Source organism: Paraburkholderia sediminicola (genome assembly GCF_046027825.1).
GTDB classification, from domain to species: Bacteria; Pseudomonadota; Gammaproteobacteria; order Burkholderiales; family Burkholderiaceae; genus Paraburkholderia; species Paraburkholderia sediminicola_D.
On the sequence record NZ_JAQQDU010000008.1, the window covers coordinates 110,449 to 127,105 of the forward strand.

General features: G+C 61.3%; 14 protein-coding genes. 10 read left to right on the forward strand and 4 right to left on the reverse strand.

Going from position 1 to position 16,657, the window contains the following annotated elements; translation table 11 throughout:
- Positions 1-92 precede the first annotated feature (92 nt).
- On the reverse strand, positions 93-998 hold the full coding sequence (locus PQQ96_RS06610; protein ID WP_408290170.1) for a LysR family transcriptional regulator: 906 nt from the start codon (positions 996-998) through the stop codon (positions 93-95).
- Positions 999-1,263: 265 nt separating this feature from the next.
- Here PQQ96_RS06610 and PQQ96_RS06615 point away from each other — a divergent pair, with 265 nt between their 5' ends.
- Entirely contained in the window at positions 1,264-1,716 is a 453-nt protein-coding gene (locus PQQ96_RS06615; RefSeq protein ID WP_408290172.1) for a hypothetical protein, read from the forward strand.
- Between the two features lie 21 nt (positions 1,717-1,737).
- Here the strand turns inward: PQQ96_RS06615 and PQQ96_RS06620 are convergent, their stop codons facing one another.
- The gene (locus PQQ96_RS06620; protein ID WP_408290174.1) at positions 1,738-2,628 is read right to left on the reverse strand and encodes a LysR family transcriptional regulator; all 891 of its coding nucleotides are present in this window, start codon (positions 2,626-2,628) and stop codon (positions 1,738-1,740) included.
- Positions 2,629-2,726: 98 nt separating this feature from the next.
- Here PQQ96_RS06620 and PQQ96_RS06625 point away from each other — a divergent pair, with 98 nt between their 5' ends.
- From PQQ96_RS06625 to PQQ96_RS06655, 7 genes are all read left to right on the forward strand, one after another.
- A complete protein-coding gene (locus PQQ96_RS06625; protein WP_408290176.1) occupies positions 2,727-4,280 on the forward strand; it encodes an AMP-binding protein in 1,554 nt (517 codons plus the stop codon).
- Between the two features lie 11 nt (positions 4,281-4,291).
- A complete protein-coding gene (locus tag PQQ96_RS06630) occupies positions 4,292-5,473 on the forward strand; it encodes an acyl-CoA dehydrogenase family protein (RefSeq protein ID WP_408290177.1) in 1,182 nt (393 codons plus the stop codon).
- Between the two features lie 55 nt (positions 5,474-5,528).
- Positions 5,529-6,626, forward strand: a complete 1,098-nt coding sequence (locus tag PQQ96_RS06635) for a CaiB/BaiF CoA transferase family protein (RefSeq protein ID WP_408290178.1) — start codon at positions 5,529-5,531, stop codon at positions 6,624-6,626.
- Positions 6,627-6,681: 55 nt separating this feature from the next.
- Complete coding sequence (locus PQQ96_RS06640) at positions 6,682-7,986, forward strand: MFS transporter (RefSeq protein WP_408290180.1); 1,305 nt, start codon at positions 6,682-6,684, stop codon at positions 7,984-7,986.
- Positions 7,987-8,090: 104 nt separating this feature from the next.
- Positions 8,091-9,149 carry a porin gene (locus PQQ96_RS06645; RefSeq protein ID WP_408290181.1) on the forward strand — a complete coding sequence of 353 codons (1,059 nt, stop codon included), beginning with the start codon at positions 8,091-8,093 and terminating at the stop codon, positions 9,147-9,149.
- A gap of 86 nt (positions 9,150-9,235) precedes the next feature.
- Positions 9,236-9,607 carry a BON domain-containing protein gene (locus PQQ96_RS06650; RefSeq protein WP_408290183.1) on the forward strand — a complete coding sequence of 124 codons (372 nt, stop codon included), beginning with the start codon at positions 9,236-9,238 and terminating at the stop codon, positions 9,605-9,607.
- A 104-nt stretch (positions 9,608-9,711) separates the two neighbouring features.
- The gene (locus PQQ96_RS06655; protein WP_408290185.1) at positions 9,712-11,058 is read left to right on the forward strand and encodes a serine hydrolase domain-containing protein; all 1,347 of its coding nucleotides are present in this window, start codon (positions 9,712-9,714) and stop codon (positions 11,056-11,058) included.
- Positions 11,059-11,105: 47 nt separating this feature from the next.
- Here the strand turns inward: PQQ96_RS06655 and PQQ96_RS06660 are convergent, their stop codons facing one another.
- Positions 11,106-11,747, reverse strand: coding sequence for an alanyl-tRNA editing protein (locus PQQ96_RS06660; RefSeq protein WP_408290187.1), 642 nt, complete (start codon positions 11,745-11,747; stop codon positions 11,106-11,108).
- A 111-nt stretch (positions 11,748-11,858) separates the two neighbouring features.
- On the reverse strand, positions 11,859-12,737 hold the full coding sequence (locus PQQ96_RS06665; protein ID WP_408290189.1) for an NmrA/HSCARG family protein: 879 nt from the start codon (positions 12,735-12,737) through the stop codon (positions 11,859-11,861).
- 115 nt (positions 12,738-12,852) lie between these two features.
- On the opposite strand from PQQ96_RS06665, the gene PQQ96_RS06670 reads away from it, so the two are divergent.
- Together PQQ96_RS06670 and PQQ96_RS06675 are read left to right on the forward strand one after the other, a co-directional pair.
- Entirely contained in the window at positions 12,853-13,734 is an 882-nt protein-coding gene (locus PQQ96_RS06670) for a LysR family transcriptional regulator (RefSeq protein ID WP_408290191.1), read from the forward strand.
- Positions 13,735-13,927: 193 nt separating this feature from the next.
- Positions 13,928-15,844 carry an NHL repeat-containing protein gene (locus PQQ96_RS06675; protein ID WP_408290193.1) on the forward strand — a complete coding sequence of 639 codons (1,917 nt, stop codon included), beginning with the start codon at positions 13,928-13,930 and terminating at the stop codon, positions 15,842-15,844.
- Positions 15,845-16,657: the final 813 nt, after the last annotated feature.

A 16,657-nucleotide genomic window follows, 5' to 3' on the forward strand; every position in this document is an offset into this window, starting at 1 on the left:
GTTCTCTTGACGCCTACTTTGCGACAACCCGCGCGTGCTGAAAATCAATGGATTCTCAACGACCCTTTCCATTCTGGAAAGGGTCGGCGAGCTTAACCGTCTTTGCGTCCGGACATGAAGTCGAAAAGGCGCAGCGCTTCAGGCGCCAAGGTTTCGCGCGAGAGCGTGCCGATCCACAAGGTGCGATGCGCCCACGCGTCGGTGAGTTTCACGGCGCGTAGGCCGGCCGCGAGAATTTCGGAGCGTACGGCGCCCTCGGGTAGTACGCCAATGCCGAGCCCGTGCTCGATCATCCGGCAGATGCCGTCGAAGCTGTGCACCTGGATTCGCAGCTTGAGCGCCCGGTCCGTGCTGAATGCGGCATCGAGCAGCCGCGCGAGCAGTGAACTGCCTTCGTTCAGGCCGACGTACTCGAAGTCGAGCGTATCGACGAAGGCGACTTCTTCGAGGGACGCGAGGGGATGGCCGTTCGGCACCAGCAGCACGAGCTTGTCCTTTCGATACTCGGCCTTCTCGATACCAGGCGCCAGCACGTTGTCCGCGAAGATGCCGATGTCGGCGGTGCCGCTGCGGATCGCCGCGACGATGTCGTTGCTCAACTGCTCCTCAAGCGAGATCTTCACGCCGGGGTTGTCGGAGAGAAAAGCCTGCACATCGTGCGGCAAGAACTGGATGACCGATGACGTGTTGGCCCAGACCCGCACGTGTCCGCGCACGCCGGTGGCGTAGTCGCTCATCTCGTTGGCCATGCGGTTCACCCGATCGGCGACTTGCCTCGCATGCGCGAGCAGCCCCTTGCCGGCGGCAGTCAGCTCGATGCCGCGCGGCTGCCGGAGCATCAGCGTGCAATCGATGCTGCGTTCCAGGTCCGCCATGCGCTTGCTGACCGCCGACAAGGTCATGCAGGTGCGTTCAGCCGCCTTTGTCAGGCTGCCGAGTTCTGCTACGACGACGAAAAGGCGTAGCGATTGCAGGTCGAAATGTGAGGCGCTGGTCATGGGTGTAGGGCGTTTGGCGCGCCGGAAGGTGACAGCCCTGCGCGTCGGGACGTGGCTCGGCGTGGCGGGCAGACTTCGTGAGAAGCATAGCAGGGAGAGGGGCGCCGGTCTGGCCTGTGCTGGACGCCGCTGCCGCCGGCCCGCTTTGACTGATTTGAGCGTCACCGTACAGACTTACCGGGCCAGCCGTTCGATTCTGGGGGCTCAACGATCTGCTGCCGAAACTCTTCGAGCGCGTCGCGCAATCCAGCAGAACGATCGCGCTATGACGATGAAACTGTCCGTTCTCCGCATGCTGACTTCGCTTACGTCGCTGGGCGTGGGACTCCTGCCAACCGTGTGCAATGCCTATCCGCTCGACGCCCAACTTGACTGCCAATCGAGCCCGCATGATTTCATCGCTCCGCTTCTGGACCAGCAGTCGATCGATTCAAAGCCAATGCGCATTGAAGCTAATTCAGTCAACGCGTTTCGACCCACTCGCGGCAGCAACCTGACGGCATTCGGCTTTCACGTGTATAGCGTCTTCGGATATGAGCAAAACGATCCCCTCTTCATACAAGGCAGCGGCGAGCCGGTTAAGTCTTCAACGTACGGTGTGGTGGTGACCGGCTCCACCGAATCGGTTGCGGCGAGCGTACACCGGGCCGGCAGCAATGCTGTGGTTCATGAAGTGATTCCGTTTCTTCTCACCGCTGTTTTCTGCAACGGGCATTGAGGGCGATCCTCGCGCCTTCATTCAGCTCGTCCACTCCTGTAGCAGCGCCATCGCGCGCTGTGCAAGCGGAGACAGGTAAGCCTCCTTTCGAAACACCACGCCGATGTGCCGGCGCAAGTCGAGCTCGTTGGTGTCGAGGTTGAGCGCGCGCAGTCCCTCGAGCGCGTCAAACGATTCCGTGCCCGCGACGCAGAGCATCGCGCTGCCGCGCAGCAGATGCAGCAGCGAGGTGCTGCCGAAGTCGGTTTCAACCCGTAGCTTTGGCAGGTCGAGACCAAGCCTCGCGAAGGCCGCGTCCACTTGCTGACGAAGGGGGATGGTCGGCCCCGGTAGCAGCCATTCCTGATCCGCCAGGTCGGCCAGCCGCAGATTGCGCTTCCGGTGCAGCGGATGCGACTCATCGGCGAGCACGGACAGGCTGTCGCGAAAGAGTTCGACAAACGACAGTCCGTTCGCATCCGGGGTCGGCTCGGGCGCCAGGATCAGGTCGAGCTCACCGGCTACGAGTAAATCGACGAGATCGCGCGCCAGCCGACGCCGCAGTCGCAGGCGCGCAGCAGGGCGCTCCTTCAGTAACTGGCGGCAGGCGCCCAAAACGAGCGCAGCCGGCACGGTCGGAGAATAGCCAAGACTCAACACGCCCTGTTCGCCGCTGCGGATCGCGTGCATTTCCTTTAGCGCGTCCTCGTATTCCAGTGCAATCCGTCGTGCACGCGCGAGGAACAGCGAACCTGCCTGAGTGGGCGCGACCCCATTCGCCGTGCGCTGGAACAACGCGAGGCCGGTCTGCGCCTCGACGCGCTGGATGGCTTTCGTCAGCGCGGGCTGGCTCATGCCCAGCGCCTCCGCGGCCTTGCCAATGCCGCCGTGCTCCTCTACCGCAAGCAGGTAATCCAGATCCCGGGTCTCCATGGGCATTCCTGTTGGCTATGGCTTTATAGCCAATGCCGCATTGTGGTGATGGCTTGCATCTTACAGACTAACGCCAGCTTTGATAAAGGAGACACCGATTGGGCTTTGCTTACTTTCTGCGCCGCGCCGCGCGTTACTGGGGCGACAACGTTGCGGTCATTCATCGCGACCGCGAGCTGACGTACCGTCAACTCGACGAACGCTCGACCTTGCTGGCGAATGCGCTCCTGGCGCTCGGCCTTGCGAAAGGCGACCGGGTTGCGGTTCAGGCCCGCAACTGCACGGAGCTGGTGGAAATCGAATGTGCGCTGTACAGGGCTGGGCTCGTCAAGGCCGCGCTGAATCCGCGCTTCACAGCGCACGAAGCGGCTGATGTCGTCGAGAATTGCGCGCCGCGCGTCATGATCGCAGGCGAGGGATTTACGGCTTACGACCGTGCGTCGCCCGGGTTCGGTTCGGTCGAGTCGTTTATTTCGCTCGGCACGCCCGCGACCGGATACGCCGATTACGAAACACTGATTTCGAGCGCCAGCCCGCATCTGCCCGATGTCGCGTTGTCTTCAGACGATCTCGCCGTGCTGCATTTCTCCTCCGGCTCGACCGGCAAGATCAAGGCCGCCATGCAAACCTACGGCAACCGCCTCGCGTCGCTGCGCAAGATTCTGCTGGGCATGGATTGTCCGGCGAAACCCGGCGACCGGCTCGCATTGATCGGTCCGGTCACCCATGCGTCCGGCATGTTGATGCAGCCGTACCTGTATTCGGGCGCCACGCTTGTCCTGTTCGACACGTTCGAGCCTGCGCACTTTCTGCGGGAAGTCGAGCGGCTGAAGATCACGCACGTGTTCATGGTGCCCGCGATGATCAACATGCTTCTCAATGATCCCGCACTCGATACAGCCAATCTGGAGAGTCTGACGATGCTCGGCTACGGTGCCGCGCCCATGGCGCCGGCGCGTATCCAGGAAGCGTGGACGCGTATCGGTCCGGTGCTGTCGCAAGGATACGGCGCGAGCGAATCGACCTCGGGCGTCACGCGTCTTTCCATCGCCGATCATGCCGACGCGATTCTCCATCGCCCCGAGCGGCTCGCGTCGTGCGGCCGGCCCACCGGCGAGACAGAAGTGCTCGTCGTTGACGAACACGGTCGCGAGGTCACCGGGGATGCACTCGGCGAAATCGTCATTCGCGGCGCCGACGTGTTTCATGGCTACTGGGGCGCACCGGAACTCACGCGAGAAGTGCTCGTCGACGGCTGGCTGCGGACCGGCGATCTCGCGCGCGTCGACGAAGAAGGGTACATCTACCTCGTCGACCGCCAGAAAGACATGATCATTTCCGGCGGTTTCAACGTCTATCCGACCGAAGTCGAGGCGTCGCTTTATCAGCATCCCGATGTCATGGAAGCGTGCGTGATCGGCGTTCCCGATGAGAAGTGGGGCGAAAGCGTCAAGGCTGTCGTCGTGCTGAAGAGCGGACGCAACACGGTTGCGGAAGAGATCATTACCCATTGCCGCGCGCGGCTCGCTGACTACAAGCTCCCCCGTACCGTGAATTTCGTTGCCGATCTGCCCAAGAACGCGAGCGGAAAGATCGCCCGCAAGCTGGTTCGCGAGCAGTACTGGCAGGGCGTCTCGCGCCGAGTCAATTGAAGAGGAAGCTTATGTTCGATTACCTGAATAGCCCTGCGTTTGTCGAAACCCGCGCGGGCATACGCCGCTTCGTCGCGGAGGAGCTGCGGCCGATGGAGCAGGAGCTTGGCCTCGGCAGCGAAGACGTCTGGCCGCGCGAGACACTGCGCCGCGTGTGGCGCCGCTCCGCCGCACTCGGCTTCTACGCGGCGTGCCTGCCCGTCCAGCTGGGCGGCAAGGGGCTGTCGATTCTCGAACAGTGCGCGCTCAAGGCGGACCTCGCCGCGTCCGGTTCCGCGCTCGCGCCGCATGTGCTCGGCGACCTGGGTGGTCCACCGCGCGTCGGCAACATGCTCAAGTATGCGAGTGCGGATCAGCTCGCACGCTATTTCGAACCGGTGATTCGCGGCGAGAAGTCGACCTGCTTCGCGCTGACCGAACCGCACTCCGGTTCGGATGCGCAGAGCATTTCCACCACAGCGGTCGTGGACGGCGACGAACTGGTGATCAATGGCGTCAAGCATTACATCAGCGGCGCACCGTTTGCCGACTTTGCGATCGTCATGTGCGTGACGGATGCAACCACCACGCCGCCCGCCATCACGGCGGTGCTCATCGATCTCGACCTGCCAGGCGTGACGGTGGAACAGCAATACGTGCCGATGTCGGGGCAACACATCGATGCGGACATCCGCTTCGTCGACGTTCGCGTGCCGCGCGCGAACGTGTTCGGCGGCGAGGGCAACGGGTTCAAGCTTGGCATGTCGCGCATCAACGTCAACCGCCTATTGCACTGTCCGACGATGCTCGGCCTCGCCACGGCGGCCTATGATGCATCGCTCGATTACGCCCGCACGCGCCGGCAGTTCGGTGGTCCGATCGCGCGGTTTCAGGCGATCCAGCACATGCTCGCCGATATGGCCGCGGCGCTGTGGGCATGCGAAAGCATGATCGCGCAGACCGCCGCGCTCGCCGATGCAGGAGCCGATCTGCGCATGAAGGCGGCAGCCTGCAAGCTGTTCGTGTCGGAACGCTGCTTTGAAATCGCGGACAAGGCCGTGCAGATTCACGGCAACGTCGGGGTGACGCGCCATCATCCGATCGAGCAGACCTTCCGCAAACTGCGCATGTTTCGTGTCTTCACCGGCACGAGCGAAATCCAGCGCAATACGATCGCCCGCGTGATTCTCGACCCTGCCGGAACAGCGGCATGACAAGCCAGCACGGTACGTCGAACCTCGACGCACCTTTTGCAAGGAAACGATGCAGATGAAACCGGACTGGTCATGCCTGAATGGCGTCAAGATTGTCGATCTGAGCCAGTTGTTGCCCGGCCCGCACGCCACCTCACTGCTGATGCAATTGGGTGCGGACGTCGTCAAGATTGAACCGCCGGGTACGGGCGATCCGGCGCGGCAACTCGGCGGTACGGTTTTCGCGCAACTCAACCGCGGCAAGCGCTCTGTCGCGCTCGATCTGAAGAGTGCCGCGGGCAAGGCGACGTTTCTCGATCTGATACGGGACGCGGATGCGGTTGTGGAGGGCTTCCGGCCGGGCGTTATGCAGCGGCTCGGACTCGACTACGCCGCGCTCGCCGAGGTGAACCCGCGCATCGTCATGTGCTCGATATCCGGGTTCGGGCAGACAGGACCGTATTCGGCGTTGCCCGGCCACGATCTCAACTATCTGGCGCTCGGTGGATTCTGGTCGATACCGGTTCAGGTGAGCGAGCGCGTCGCGCGTCCACGGGTTCGCCTCGCGGACTATGCCGCGTCGAGTCATGCCGCGCTCGCGCTGGCCGTGGCGGTTCTCAGCGCACGCCAGAACGGCCGTGGCCAGCATCTCGACGTGTCGATCCACGACTGCGTGATGGCATGGACCGCGCCTGCCGCGTGGACGTCGCGCGACTATGTAGACGATCCCCTGGCATCGCCGACGGTCATGCCCGAGAACGACATTTTCGAAACCCGGGACGGGCGCTACCTCGCGCTGGGCATTCTGGAAAACAAGTTCTGGCTGACCTTGCGCGAAGCGCTCGGTGCCGACTACCCCCAACTGATGGACGATCGGTTCGCGTCGCGCGCCGGCAGGCAGCAATTCAAACGCGAGGTCAACGGGCTGCTCGCGCACATGTTTTCGGCGCGCCCGCTTGCTGATTGGATCGACACGCTAGGGCGCTTCGATCTGCCGGTTTCGCCGCTGCTTGACGCACACGAGCTGTTTCTCGATCCGCACGTGCGCGCACGCGGCATGGTCCACGAGTTCGCCCACGACGGATCAATGGCGGTGCGCTTTCCCGTGAAGTTCTCCGCAGGTCTGCCCGACGCAGGCGACACCGTCCCGCTGCTCGGTGAACACGACGGCTGAGGCAACGCAATACCACGGACGCAAAGACGTCCCGACAATCATGGAGACAAACCGAATGGCAACGGAACAAAGCGGGTATCGGCCCTGGCGGGCGTGGTCCATCGCGATCATGCTGGCCTTGATGATGCTCGTGAACTTTCTGGACAAGGTCGTGCTCGGCCTCGTTTCCGTACCGATGATGCGTGAGCTTCATCTGTCGCCCACGCAGTTCGGGCTGATCGGCGGCAGCCTCAACTGGCTGTTCTCGATCTCCGCCGTGCTCGGCGGTCTCGCGGCGAATCGCGCGTCGACAAAATGGTTGTTGTTGCTGATGGCCGGTGCATGGACCGCGTTGCAATTGCCGATGCTCGTTGCTGGCTCGATCTGGAGCGTGATCGCGTGCCGCGTCCTGCTCGGTGCGGGCGAAGGGCCCGCATCGCCGGTTGCCGTGCATGCGCTCTACAAGTGGTTTCCCGACGCAAAGCGCAACCTGCCTGTCGCGGTACTTCACCAGGGCAGCGCGCTCGGCTTGCTGGTGGCTGGCCTGAGCATTCCGGCTATTACCGCCCATTGGGGTTGGCGAGCCAATTTTCTGGTGCTGTCCGCACTTGGCGGCCTCTGGTGCGTCGCCTGGCTCGTGTTCGGCGCCGAAGGGAAACTGTCGAGTCCGGTGCGATCGGACCACACCGCACGTGTCCCGTACGCGCTGCTGCTGACGGACCGAACGGTCCTAGGCGTTTTCGCAGGGCATTTCGCTGCCAACTGGATTCTCGCGATGACGCTCACCTGGACGCCGACCTGGCTGCAGCTTGGGATGGGCTACGCACCGCAGACGGCGGGCAGAATGTTCGCGTTGTTCGTGGCGATTACCGCGCCGCTGAGTCTGGGCCTGGCCTGGCTGTCCCAGCGACTGTTGGCGCGCGGCATGCCGTCGCGGGTTGGGCGCGGCGGCTTCCTGACGGTAACGCTCATCGTGGCGGGGGCACTGCTTGCCTCACTGGCGTGGCCGGGTCTCCCGCCGATGCTCAGGTTTGTCTTGCTGACGCTCGGCAGCGGCATGACGCTCGTGACGTACTCGATTGGGCCGGCCATGCTCGGCGAAGTGACGCCCGATTCACAGCGAGGCGGCGTTCTCGCGCTAAGCAACGGTTTTTCGTCACTCGCCGGACTCGCCGCGCCGATCGTGACCGGTTTGCTGATCGAAGGCGCCGGCCGATCGACTGCGGTTGGGTTCGAAGAGGCGAGCGTCGCGAGCGGCGTGGTGCTGCTGGGATGCGGTGTGCTGTGCGCTTTCTGCCTCGACCCGCAGCGCTCGCAACGCCGACTGGCCCTCGGCACGACACGAGCGCCGGCGGACCTCAACCTGGTCGAACCGGGCTGACGGCAACCGCAAGCCTGTTCCTCGCCGCGTATCTCGGGATATGCGGTAGCTTTATGTTTCATTAGTTATCCATATAAATATAGATAGAAAAATCAAGGAGACGTATGAAGAAGGTCTTGTATGCGACGTTGATGAGCGTGCTTTCCGGTGCGGCCTATGCGCAATCGAGCGTCACGCTGTACGGCGACATTGGCGGAGGCGTCCGATGGACGAACGGTGCCAAGGGCGGTAGCGTAGTCGGCTTCAACAACAATCTCATTGCCGGTAACCAGTTCGGCTTCACCGGCAAAGAGGACCTGGGTGACGGTCTCAAGGCAATCTTCAAACTCGAGAGCGCGTTCAATAGTGGCAGCGGCGCGTTAAAGACCTCAGGTACGCTGTTCTCTCAAGCAGCATTTGTTGGTTTGACCGGCGATTTCGGGCGTCTGACATTCGGCAGGCAACTGAACGCCAACGAAGACTTTGGCATTCTCATCGATCCTGCCGGCGGGCGAGGGCAGTCCATCGCAATCGAACCCGGCGTGGTGTACAGCGCGAACTATTTCACGCTCGATTCGCGCTTCAACAACACCATCAAGTATCTCGGGCAGGTCGGCGGATTCCGCTTCGGCGCCAGCTATTCGCCAGGCGGCGTGGCGGGTGACTCGCACGCCGGTACGAACTTCTCGGGCGCTGCCATGTATCAATGGGGACCCGCGCTTGGCGGCGTGTCCTATCAGAAGACCTGGAGCGCCACCACGATGCAGTGGGCGCAAACGTTCCAGACAGGCGGTACGCTGCAGATCGGGCCGGCGCGCCTTTACCTGAACTATGCCGACCTCACGGTCACCGGCGTGGCATCGAGCGCGCCCCGCCGCCGAGACAAGATTCCGGGCGGCGGCCTGGTGTGGGTGGTCACGCCGTCATTCCAGGTCACGGCGGCTTTCATCGACGACATCGCCAGCGACCTCGGCAACGTTCAGTCTGCCAGCGGCCACAAGATCACGAGTTTTGCGATCGCCGAATATTTCCTTTCCAAGCAGACCGAGCTCTATGCCGAGGTGGATCGCAACGGCTTCTCGGGTGCCTATCGCTATGACCCTGCCAACATCACCGCGCTTGGCCTCAATCCTGGCGGCCACGGATTGACCGGCGTTTCAGTCGGCTTGATGACCCGCTTTTAGGCATTCGCGGCGCGCTGATGAGCGTTTGTATCCCGCTTGTTCTCCGCTTGTATTCCCTATTTGTTCACATTGACCGAAGGAACGGCATGACTAACCCGCACTTAAGCCGGCATACCCTGTTTGCCGCTGCGCTTCTCGCATTCGCCAGCCATGCAATGGCCCAGTCCACGCCTGCCCCGGCAGAAGGGACGTCGTTCTCCAGCGCCTCTACCGTAGCCACCACGAAGGCGTCGAAAGCTGCGGACAGGAAACTTGCCCATCGCGTTGCTACCGCGCTCGAAAGAACCCGTGGACTCAACCCGGCCCGCATTCTCGTCAAGGTTCGAGACGGGCATGTCACGCTAAATGGCTCGGTAACCGATAACGAGCAGGTCGCGTTGGCTGCAGATGCCGCGAAGCAGGTCGACGGCGTCAAGACGGTGGAGAATTTCGTCCGCGTTGCCGGGCCGTCGCTCTAATGGCTTTGAGAAACATCGTATCGTGCTGCGTCGAGCCTTGTTGCCGCTGCGAAGGCGGCAACGATAACGATGAGCCTGCAAGACCGTTCACCAGGAGAAAACGCATGGACATCAGCAAACTTTCGGCGGCTTCGACAATTCGCTTGCGCGTTGCCGTGTCCGCCGTGCTCATCGGTACAGTGCTGCCAACGGCGGCCCATGCGCAAATGGCTGCGCCCGTCGCGGATCCCGTTGAACTTGGCGTCATGCAAGGTTTTCCTCCGCCGGCGGACAAGCTGGTAACGAAGGCGAACTCCCTGCGCTTTCCCAACCTTGGCTGGGCACTGCGCAACACGCGCATGATGATGCCGACGGCCAATGTCGAACATGCGCGTGTGCCGATGCCTTTGCCGGTGGCGTCCACGCTCGATGCTGACAAAGTGCAGTTCACCGTGGATGGAACGACGTTGAGCCTCAGCGATTATCTGCGGCGAACCTATACCGATGGTTTCATCGTCATTCACGATGGAAGGATCGTCTACGAAGGCTATTTCAACTCCTATACGCCGCATCAGACTCACGCGTGGGCCTCCATGACCAAATCCGTGACGGGACTGATTGCCGCGCAATTGATCGAGGAGGGGAAGCTCGACCCGGAAGCGAAACTGTCCGTGTACGTACCTGAACTGGCGGACACCCCTTTTGGTCAAGCCACTGTGCAGCAGAACCTCGATATGGAGGTACCGGTCAGTTATCCGGCGGATCTGCCACCGGATCTCGGTCTCTTTGGCGCGGTAGGATTCATTCCCCGGCGCAACGATGCACCGGACAGCATCTACGATTTTCTGAAAGTGACACACCCAACGCCGAATGCGACCGCGGGTGCGATGTGGTACTACCAGAATGGCTCGCCGGAAGCGCTCGCCTGGGCGCTCCGGCGCATTACCGGCTTATCGTGGAGCGAAATGGTATCGCGCTCGATATGGCAAAAGATTGCTGAAGATGACGGTGACGTTGTCGTGGATCGCACGGGTACGGAAATGGCAAGCGGCGGCTTCAACACGACGCTGCGCGACGCGGCTCGCTTCGGCGAGTTGATGCGCAAGGGAGCGGCGGGCGCTTCTACGCTCGTCCCGGTTTCGTCGATTCGTCTTGCCTTGAAACCCACTGACAATGCAGGTGCATTCGCGCAGGGTAATCTTGCCGCAGGGCATCCCGGGTATTCGTACCACGACTATTGGTACCAGGTGAACGATGGTGACCAGTCATTCGCGGCCGGTGGACGATTTGGCCAATCGATTCTAGTGAATCCCAAAGCGGGCATCACAATCGTCAAGTTCTCCTCGTATCCGGATCAAGCCGCGCGCCCGACGAGCGCCACGGCAGGCGTCGCTATCCCTCGCGCACCACTTGCAACTGCCGAAGCATTGGACGCGGCGGCGCGTGCGATCAAAGCCGCCCTTGGATCCTGAACGCGGAGCTTGCCTTCTTGATTGGCCACGGGCGCGCGCTGGAAGCGCTACTGAAGGAGCGTAATTTCAACACGCTCCTTTCCCTTCCCCGTGTTTTTGCGTTTGAGCTTCAGCGCACCGATCTCGGCGGTCGAGCGTGGATGCGTGCCCCCACATGCCATTCGGGCGAAGCCTTCGACTTCCCAGAACCTGCGCTCGGCTTTCTCGTCACTAAACGCCGTCAGGATCGGGTGGTCATGGCTGATAAGAGCAATTGCTTCCTGCTCGATGACCGGCAGCAGTGGCGCCAGGCTGACGTCGCTGGCAAAGTCGATGCGTGCTTTGTCCGGCGATATGTGCGCGCCAATGCGTTCTATCCCAGGACGATGCCTGTACACCATCTGAAGGATCATCTCGGCCGCAAAGTGAAGTCGCATCATCCGGTAGCGCCTATCCCAGTCGATGCGCACCGTAACGCGCTCGTCGACCGCGAGGGTATGGTCGGGCGGCAGTGTGTAGACGATGTCTTGCCCGCGCTTTTCCGCCAACAGAACCGGGTAGCCACCGAGCGTCCCGGCATCGCTCTCTTGCCCACCCGAAAAAGCAAAGAAGATCGTCTTATCGACCTGCACCCGATCGCCGTCGACCTGGGTTATCACCGCATCGAGTTCCGTTTGATACGGGGCACTCCAGAATATTTTTTGTGTCATGCCTTGCCTTGATGAAACGACGTTTGTCGGCGGACATGCTACAGAGGGCGAAACTCAGCGACTTGTACAAACTTGCGGTACGAGACGGCGCGCTTCGCCCATCCTGAGCAATCAGCCCTTCGCCCACGCGGCGGCAGTCGCTGCCGCAAAGTCCCGGTAGGACCGCGGCTGCCGCCCGAGCAGCGTGGCCAGGCGATCGACCTCCGCCTTCGACGCGACTGCGCCGTCCTGCTGATAGCGGCGCATCATCAGGCGCATGTCGTAGGCGAGCCAGCCCGGCGCGACCGCCTTGAGACGCTGTTCGAGGGTGTCGAGATCGTTGCCCCCGTAGCGGACCGGACGTCCCAGTGCCTCTGCCCAGATTGCCGTGATGGTGTCCGACGTCAGCACGTCAGGTCCGACGAGTTCGTACGTTTCACGCTGCAAAGGGTGGGCGGCGCGTTCGCGGCGCAGGAGTTCGCGTGCCGCGGCTTCGCCGATATCGCGGACATCGACCATGGAAATGCCTTTGCCGCCAATCGGCATGCCGTAGACGCCGTGTGTCAGTAGCGGGTCTTTCTGCCTGACGTCGTTCTGGATGAAGTAGGCGGGGCGCAGCACCGTCGCCGGCAGATCGCAGTGCTCGATCATGCGCTCGACCGTGTGCTTGCCGGTGAAGTGAGGCACATCGACATACTCCGCGCCCTTGAACACCGACAGATAAACAATGCCTTTTACGCCGGCTTCCCGCGCGACGCTCAGGGTCTGCAGGGCCTGTGTCAACTCGTCCGCGGCGTTGGGGGCCAGCAGGAATAACGTGCTGACGCCGTTCATTGCGTGCCGCACGGCGTCGATGTCGGCCAGGTCGCCCTTGAACGCGGTCACGCCTTCGGGAAATTGAGCTTTCTCCGGCGAGCGGGTTAGCGCCCGCACGTCGGCGCCGCTGCCGTTCAGATGATCGAGAACCTGCTTGCCGATCACGCCTGTGCTGCCAGTTACGAGGATTGCCATGATTTTCTCCTGGGGTTGAATGGACTGGGTTAGTCCGTGAGACGAACAATAGTCGTTCCATACGGAGGTAGAAAGTGCAAGAATCTAGACATCTCGTCTCGTATATGGAACGATCATGGATTTAACGTCGCTGGCAGATTTCAATGCCGTCGCGCTGCACGGCGGTTTCGGGCCGGCCAGTCGCGCGCTCGACCGTCCCAAGGCCACCCTGTCGCGGCACGTGGCCGAGTTGGAGGAAGACCTCGGTGTGCGGCTGATCGAGCGGGGCGCACGCAGGTTGCGTCTGACCGAAGAAGGTCTCGCACTCCATGAGCGCACGCGGGGGCTCATGGCGGAGATTCAGGAGGCAGGTGAAGCGGTCGCGTCGCGCGCGCCGGTTCCGCGCGGGCGGTTGCGCATCAGCGCGCCCGTCGTTTTCGCGCACGTCGCGCTGTGTCAGATCGCTGCGCGCTTTGCACTGGCCTATCCGCAAGTCGAGCTCGAAATCATTGCAGAAGACCGCGTCGCGGATCCGGTAGAGGACGGCTACGACCTGGTGATCCGTATCGATCCACCGCATGACGAGCAGCTCGTAGGGCGGCGCATTCTCGGTGACGAACGTCTCGTGGTCGCTTCGCCCGGCATGTCGATACCGTCCATGTCTGCAAGTGAAGCAGGCGAGCTGCAGGTGCCGGCGGTCATGTCGATAGCGGCGCCGTCCGGCGTGCTCTGGAACATGCAGACGGAAGGTGGTGGCGTGAGGGTCATCAAGCCGATGCCGGTGCTGCGCATGTCATCGCTGCTGATGGTGCGCGAGGCCGTGCTGCAGGGTGTGGGGGCGGCGCTCCTGCCTCGTCTGCTGGTCGAACAGGATGTACGGACGGGGCGGCTCGTTTGCTGGGGAGCGGAGGCCGGCTCGCCCGTGGAAATCTGGGCGCTTTATAGTTCGCGCCGTTTGCTGAGCGCCAAGGTGCGGGCGTTTATGGACCTGCTGAAACAGGACTCAGGCAGGTTCTGATGGGCTGCACCTTGCCTTGAACAGGGCATGGCATGGTCAGAAATGTATGCGACACGCAATGGCAACACACTGAGCGATGCGAGCGAGCTTGCGAATGCCCGGCAAGAATATGCTTGCTGAATTGCCCACGTTTGACCCGGTGACTCGCGGTGACTTATGGTATCGACGGACAGTTGCCAGGAGAGCATCACTCATGATCAGGAAGCGAATTTGTATTGCGCTGTTTGGCGCCGCGATCGCCGTCATCGCGTCAGTGTGTCAGGCGCAATACACCACCGACTGGCTGGCGAATACATTCGGGACGCTCGCCACTCACGTGGGCAATACCGCGCGCTCGATGTGGGTCGCGCCCGAAGGCGTGATCTATACGGCATCCTTATGGGATGAAAACGAGGGTGGCGTCGCGATCTACCAGAACGGCAAGAGCATCGGTTCCATTGGAATCAACAGCGAGTTTCAGGGTAGCGCCATCACGGGGAATGCCACGTCGATCTTCGCCGCGTTGCAGTACAGCAGATCGTATGGCAGCGGGTCGGTAGGACGATACAACCGTGCGACTCAGAAACGCGATCTTCTTATCCCCGTGAGCGTGTGGAACGCGCTCAAGCTGGGCGATGTCATCACCGGCCTCGCAACGACTGGTTCTCTCCTATATGCGAGCGATTTTTTTAGCAATCGCGTTCGGATCTTCACCACCGACGGCGTGTGGCAGCAGGACATCAGCGTATCGAGTCCCGGTGCGCTCGCTTTGGATGGCGCTGGCAATCTCTGGGTCGCGCAGAAGAGCGCAGCCGCGATCGTCGAGTTCAGTCCAGCTGGCGCGCCGCTGAACACCATCCAGATGCCCGCAGTCTCGCGACCGTCCGCGCTGTATTTCGACGCATCATCAGGACAGCTAATGGTCGGAGACGAAGGTCCCGACATGAACATCAAGATCTACAACGTGTCGGCCGCGCCAACGCTGGTCGGCACGTTCGGCATTCAGGGCGGCTATCTCGACAACACCACTGGCATCAAAGGCCAGCTTGGCGACAAGCGCTTCACGCGTGTCGCCGGGATTGGCAAAGATGCGGCCGGCAACCTGTATGTGCTCAACAATCCGTGGGGCGGAGGGTGGGACCTGGGCCGTAATGGCGGTACCGACCTCCACGCGTACGACAATGCCGGCAACCTGCAATGGAAGCTTCAGTCTCTCAACTTCGAGGCGGTCGCCGCCCCGGACCCGGCAACGGACGGCGCCTATTTTTACGGTGGCACCAACATCTACACCGGCACCGCGGGTGGCACCTTCGTCGCGAACACCGTTGATCCATTCACCTATCCGTCCGATCCGCGCCTCAACATGAACGATACCCAGCGCGACGAGCACTTCGGTCAGATCGTCAGCGTCGGCGGAAACCGGATCCTCGTCGCCTCCGGCCAGAACCCTGGCATTTTCTACTTCTTCCATTTCAACACGGCGAGCGGCCATATCGCCATTCCGGATGCGTCGATTCCAGGTCCTGCGTTCAATACGGCGCTACAGGTGACGGGAGGGTTCTGCATCGATAGCAGGGGAGACGTGTGGGCTGGTCTGGACAGAACGAACCACATCTATCATTACCCGCTGGCGGGTTTCGACGGCAACGGCAAACCGACATGGGGACCCGCGGTCACGATCTCCATTCCGGAGAGCATCCGACCATTGACGCGGATCATCTACCTCCCGGAGAGCGACACCATGATTCTCGCGCAAGGCATCGCCGGGAGCTGGGACTGGACGGCGATGCAATCGAGGATCGAGGTGTATCACGGCTGGAGCGCGGGCAACACCACGAGCCCCAATCCGGTGATCAACCTCACCAGCGCGAATCCTAAGTCGATCACGGCAGCCGGCAATTATCTTTTCGTCGGCTACGTGCACACGGTGCCCAATATCGACGCGTTCAATCTCACTACGGGTCATCTCGACACGACGCTAATCAATTCGAGTGCGGGTACGGTGGACGTGGGCAACGACGTGGATTCGATGTATGGCCTCAGGGCGTACCTTAGATCGGCCGGTGAGTACGTCATCACGAAAGACAACTACAACGGTTCCAGCATGGTTGTTTATCGCTGGACACCTTGATGGGTTCACTTTGGGGTGGCATCAGGAGCACGTGTTTTTTTAGTTATCGCGACACGTATATCGGCTGCTTGCGTGGTTTGATATTAATAATATGAAAATCAGCGAAGCAATTCGTTGTTCCGATCACGCTCCGTCCTTCGGCAAGAGTCAAAGACTTGCGTTTTCCGCACGCTCGTGAGGCAGAGATTTTCCATTTGCATGTCTTTGGAAAACCGACGGGAGTGTTTCGAGGAAGATTCTTTGAACTACTACTTATCACCTCGGGTCGTTGCCACGTTACACGGATGAAACGTTTATAATTCGTCTGCGTAAAATCTGCGCGTAAGTCATACCGAGCTTGCACCGAAGTCTCATCGATCCAGTAAAGGTTGCGTGGGTAGATGTTCTGGCGGTGTTGGTGGAATTAGGCTCGCAACCCAATTAATTTCGGGTTCCGGACGCGGTATCCGCGTTGTGGGTTCGACTCGCTGACGGCGAACCACCGGGTTCGTATCGGCATGGACCATCACGACTGAAAGCGGAATGGTCTGATTAATCTCTCAGGTGTCCTGAATTTAATGATTGTCCGCGCTGAGCGGAAATTTGTTTGCCACATAGACGCTGCGCTGGCCTGTCAGCGCGAAACGGGTCAGAGGTTATTGGCCACGTCGTCTGCACGCAGTAAATAATTTGCATATGTTTTTTGTCCGTGCGCCAATCGAATCGATTGTGACGCCAGCCGGTACGTTGACAGAACTTGTCACGCCATGGGTGTGTACAGCGCGAGTCGCAGCTACATGCCGATCTGGATGCCCGGCGTGGTAGATCCCAGGG

Excerpts from the sequence above, each read along its gene's own strand:
- PQQ96_RS06610 (WP_408290170.1), bottom strand. The coding sequence starts at position 998 with ATGACCAGCGCCTCACATTTCGACCTGCAATCGCTACGCCTTTTCGTC.
- PQQ96_RS06615 (WP_408290172.1), top strand. The coding sequence starts at position 1,264 with ATGACGATGAAACTGTCCGTTCTCCGCATGCTGACTTCGCTTACGTCG.
- PQQ96_RS06620 (WP_408290174.1), bottom strand. The coding sequence starts at position 2,628 with ATGGAGACCCGGGATCTGGATTACCTGCTTGCGGTAGAGGAGCACGGC.
- PQQ96_RS06630 (WP_408290177.1), top strand. The coding sequence starts at position 4,292 with ATGTTCGATTACCTGAATAGCCCTGCGTTTGTCGAAACCCGCGCGGGC.
- PQQ96_RS06635 (WP_408290178.1), top strand. The coding sequence starts at position 5,529 with ATGAAACCGGACTGGTCATGCCTGAATGGCGTCAAGATTGTCGATCTG.
- PQQ96_RS06640 (WP_408290180.1), top strand. The coding sequence starts at position 6,682 with ATGGCAACGGAACAAAGCGGGTATCGGCCCTGGCGGGCGTGGTCCATC.
- PQQ96_RS06645 (WP_408290181.1), top strand. The coding sequence starts at position 8,091 with ATGAAGAAGGTCTTGTATGCGACGTTGATGAGCGTGCTTTCCGGTGCG.
- PQQ96_RS06650 (WP_408290183.1), top strand. The coding sequence starts at position 9,236 with ATGACTAACCCGCACTTAAGCCGGCATACCCTGTTTGCCGCTGCGCTT.
- PQQ96_RS06655 (WP_408290185.1), top strand. The coding sequence starts at position 9,712 with ATGGACATCAGCAAACTTTCGGCGGCTTCGACAATTCGCTTGCGCGTT.
- PQQ96_RS06660 (WP_408290187.1), bottom strand. The coding sequence starts at position 11,747 with ATGACACAAAAAATATTCTGGAGTGCCCCGTATCAAACGGAACTCGAT.
- PQQ96_RS06665 (WP_408290189.1), bottom strand. The coding sequence starts at position 12,737 with ATGGCAATCCTCGTAACTGGCAGCACAGGCGTGATCGGCAAGCAGGTT.
- PQQ96_RS06670 (WP_408290191.1), top strand. The coding sequence starts at position 12,853 with ATGGATTTAACGTCGCTGGCAGATTTCAATGCCGTCGCGCTGCACGGC.
- PQQ96_RS06675 (WP_408290193.1), top strand. The coding sequence starts at position 13,928 with ATGATCAGGAAGCGAATTTGTATTGCGCTGTTTGGCGCCGCGATCGCC.